Consider the following 4,297-nt stretch of genomic DNA (forward strand, 5'->3'; position numbering starts at 1 on the left):
CCACAGCTCGCGCGCTTGTCTCAGCCCGGCGCGCGTGGCGGCCAGATCGGTATTGGCTGCCAGCGCCCGGTCGATCAGCGCATCGAGCGCGGGCGAGCCGAACGCGTGCCACCATTCGCCCGCCACCGCGCCCGCTGACAGCACCTGCGTACCGCCGGCAACGCCATCGGGCGCGGTGATCGCGCTGGGCGTGGCCGGGGCATAGGCGGTTTGCGCAGGGCGCGCGGGGGTGTGGAAATCGGGCCCCACGGCACACCCGCTGGTCAGCACGCAGGCGGCCGCGACAATTACCTGCCGCGCGCTCATGCCGCCTGCTCCGGTTCCTGGGCCGGGCGGACCGGGCGGTTGGAAAACAGATCGATCATCACCGGCAAGACGATCAGGATCAGCACCGGCGCCAGAAGGATGCCGCCCACCACCACCATGGCCAGCGGGCGCTGCACCTGGCTGCCGATGCCTGTCGATACCGCCGCCGGCAGCAAGCCGACACAGGCGGCGATGCAGGTCATCATCACCGGGCGGAAGCGGGTGCGTGCGGCATGCAGCACGGCCTGCGCCCGGTCCATGCCATTGCCGATCAACTGGTTGAAATAGGCCAGCACGAGAATGCCCTCCATCACCGAAATGCCGAACAGGCCGATGAACCCGATCGCCGCCGACACGCTGAACGGGGTTCCGGTCAGCGCCAGGATCAGCACGCCACCGACCAGCGCCATGGGCATCACGCTGGCCGCCAGGGCGGTGTCGCGCACCGACCCGAAGTTGAGGAACAGCAGCATCACGATCAGCGCCAGACTGATCGGCACGACCACTTCCAGCCGGGCAAGCGCGGCCTGGAGATCACCGAATTCGCCCACCCACTCGATGCGGCTGCCGGCGGGCAGCTTCACTTCGGCCGCGATCTTGTGCTGCGCTTCCAGCACCGCGCTGCCCAGGTCGCGCCCGCGCACCGAGAACTTGATCGGGATGTAGCGCGACTGGTTCTCGCGATAGATGAACGAATAGCCCGAGACGAGGCTGACATCGGCCACGGTCGAAAGCGGAATCTGGCTGACCCCGCCGGTGGCATTGGGCACCGCCACTGGGATGGCGCGGATCGCGGCCAGATCCTGGCGGAACTGCGGCGCCAGGCGGATCACGATCGGGAAATTGCGGTCAGAACCATATTCATAGAGGTTGCCCGCCGCCTGCCCGCCGATCGCGGCCTGGACCACGGCGTTGATGTCTCCGGGGGCAAGACCATAGTGCGCGGCCTTGTCGCGGTTGATCTTGATGTTCAGCGTGGGCTGGCCCAGCGCATCGAACACCGACAGGTCGGTAATGCCGGGGATCTTGGCCATGATGCCCTTGATCTGATAGGCGGTTTTTTCCAGCGCCTGCAAATCGTTGCCATAGAGCTTGATCGAATTGGCGCCCTTCACGCCGCTCGCGGCTTCCTCGACATTGTCCTCGATGTTCTGGCTGAAATTGAATTCCACGCCGGGGAAGGGTGCGGCCAGTTCGGCATTCACCTGGCGGGTCAGTGCTTCCTTGGTCACGCCCTTCGGCCATTGGCTGGCCGGCTTGAGTGGCACGTAGAATTCGGCATTGAAGAAGCCGGTGGTGTCGGTGCCGTCGTCGGGGCGGCCAAGCTGGCTGATGACGGTCTTCACCTCGGGATACTTCATCAGCATGTGTCGCATGCGGTTCACCTGGCCCTGCGCCTCTTCCAGGCTGATCGAGGGCGGCAGCGTGGCGCGAATCCAGAAATTGCCCTCTTCCAGCTTGGGCAGGAATTCCAGGCCCAGCCCATGCATGGCAATGCCGGCTGCCAGCAGCAGCGCCGCCATGGTGCCCAGCGCCACCACCCGATTGGCCAGCGCAAAGCGCAGCGCCGGATCATAGACGCGGCGCATCGCGCGCACGATCGGCGTCTCGCGCTCTTCCTCCTCGTCCTTGAGCAGGAAGGCCGAAAGCACCGGCGCCACGGTGAACGTGGCGATCAGCCCGCCGACGATGGCATAGGCATAAGTCTTGGCCATCGGGCCGAAGATATGCCCTTCCACCCCGGTCAGCGTGAACAGCGGCAGGAAGCCGGCGATGATGATCGCCGCGGCAAAGAAGATCGCGCGGTTCACCTCGGCGGCCGACATTTCGATGATGCCCAGCTTGCCAAAGAAGCTGGCGATGCCGCCTTGGTGATCGAGCGCGCCAGTGGCGGCAAAGCGCGCGCGCGGTGGCTGGGCCAGATGGCGGAAGATGTTTTCCACCATGATCACCGTGGCATCGACGATCAGCCCGAAATCGATCGCGCCGACCGACAGCAGGTTGGCCGATTCCCCGCGCAGCACCATGATCAGGATCGAGAACGCCAGGGCAAAGGGAATCGTGGCCGCCACCACCAGCGCGCTACGGAACGTGCCCAGGAAGATCCACTGCACGGCAAAGATCAGCGCGATGCCGAATACCATGTTTTCCAGCACGGTATGCGTCGTCACGTCGATCAGGTCGGTGCGGTCATAGATCTTTTCGAGATGGACGCCGGGTGGCAGGATGCCCTCGTTGTTGATCTTGTCGACCTCGGCCTCCACCGCCTTGAGCGTGGGCAGGCTCTGCTCGCCGCGGCGCATCAGGATGATGCCCTGGACGATGTCGTCATCGTTGTCCTGGCCGACGATGCCCAGGCGCGGCTGGTTGCCCACCTCTACCGTGGCAATGTCCTTGACCTGCACTGGCTTGCCCGCCGCCGGGGTGGCCACCAGCGTATCGCGGATATCGTCCATCGAATGGATCAGGCCCACGCCGCGCACCACGGCCGATTGCGGGCCCAGGTTGATCGTCTGGCCGCCGACATTGCCGTTGGCATTGTTGATGGCGTTGAGTACCTGGCCCAGCGACAGGCCGTAGGCAACCAGCTCGCGCTGATCGATCGTGACCTCATAGGTCTTGCTCTTGCCGGCCCAGCCGTTGACATCGATTACCCCGGGCACCGCCTTGAACCGGCGCTGCAGGATCCAGTCCTGGATGGTCTTGAGATCGGTGACGGAATAGTTTTTCGGCCCGACGATGCGATAGCGATAGATTTCGCCGATCGGGCTGGTGGGCGAAATGCCCGGCTGGGCGCCGCCGGGCAGGGGCGGCACTTGCGACAGGGCATTGATGACCTGCTGCTTGGCCTGGTCATAGTCGTAATCGAACGTGAACTGCACGCGCACGTCCGACAGGCCGAACAGCGAGATCGTCTCCACCTTCTTGACGTTCTTGATGCCCGCCAGCTGGATCTCGATCGGCATGGTGACGGTGCGCTCGATCTCACCGGCGGACTGGCCGGGGTTCTGCGTCACCACCTCCACCATCGGCGGCACGGGATCGGGATAGGCTTCGATATTGAGCAGGCGAAAGGCAATGCCCCCGCCCACCAGGAACAGCGCCAGCAAGATGAGCACAAGCACGCGATGGCGCAGGGCCAGGGCAACGACAGGGTTCATGCCTCGCGCTCCCTCAATCCGCCTTGGCGCCACGGTCGATGAACAGGCTGCCTGCCGTCACCACCGTTTCGCCTGGCTTGAGCCCGCTCGTCACCTCGACGATGCCGCCGCCCACCTGGCCCGTGCCGATCGGGCGCAGCACCAGGCTGTGGCGGCGCATGTCGGCCACCCAGACGCGCGCGGTGTCCCCTTCGAAGATCACAGCCTCTTCCGGCACGATCAGCGCCTGGCGTGCGCCGCCCGTTTCCAGCGCAAAGCTGACATAGGTTTCGGGCTTGAGCCGCCCATCGGGATTGGCGATCTGCGCGCGTACGGTCAGCCGGCGTGTGGCCGGATCGATCATCGGCGCCACATAGGTCAGCGGCGCGCGCAAGGTGGTGCCATCGGGCAGGCGCACCAGCGCCATCTGGCCCAGGCGGGCCAGCCCGGCGTCTTCCTCGCGCAGGTTGCCGACCAGCCACACGCGCGAGAAATCGGAAATGGTGAAAGCCTGGGTGGCCGCGCCGCCGGTGGCACTGGCCACGTTCTGGCCCATGCCGATCAACCGCTGGGTGACCACGCCGCCCACTGGCGCGCGGACAATCCCTTCGCCATGGCTGATGCTGCCCAGTGCGCGGCGGCGGCCCTGGGCGGCCAGCAGATTGCCTTGCGCGGCGGCAAGATCGGCATCGGCCTGCTGCGCATCCTTGAGCGCGGCGCCCTTGTTGGCGGCCAGATCGTGCAGGCGGGCGGCATTGGCCTGCGCCACCTTGACCGCGGCGGCGGCGGTCATGATGTCGGCCTCGCTCTGCGCGGCTTCGTTGGCGGCCACGGCAAACAGCGGTTGGCCG

The 4,297-nt window shown here is 66.0% G+C and carries 2 protein-coding genes and 1 pseudogene; all 3 read right to left on the reverse strand.

Annotation, left to right across the window (positions count from 1 at the left end):
• Positions 1 to 306, reverse strand: a pseudogene (locus H926_RS33435) (RND transporter); the annotation flags it as partial.
• The gene (locus H926_RS0116095) at positions 303 to 3,467 is read right to left on the reverse strand and encodes an efflux RND transporter permease subunit (protein WP_022677234.1); all 3,165 of its coding nucleotides are present in this window, start codon (positions 3,465 to 3,467) and stop codon (positions 303 to 305) included. The gene H926_RS0116095 and the pseudogene H926_RS33435, both read right to left, overlap by 4 nt.
• 13 nt (positions 3,468 to 3,480) lie before the next feature.
• Positions 3,481 to 4,297 (reverse strand): efflux RND transporter periplasmic adaptor subunit (locus H926_RS28105; RefSeq protein ID WP_022677235.1); only part of this gene is annotated, 817 nt, incomplete at its 5' end.

The organism is Novosphingobium sp. B-7 (assembly GCF_000410615.1).
GTDB lineage: Bacteria > Pseudomonadota > Alphaproteobacteria > Sphingomonadales > Sphingomonadaceae > Novosphingobium > Novosphingobium capsulatum.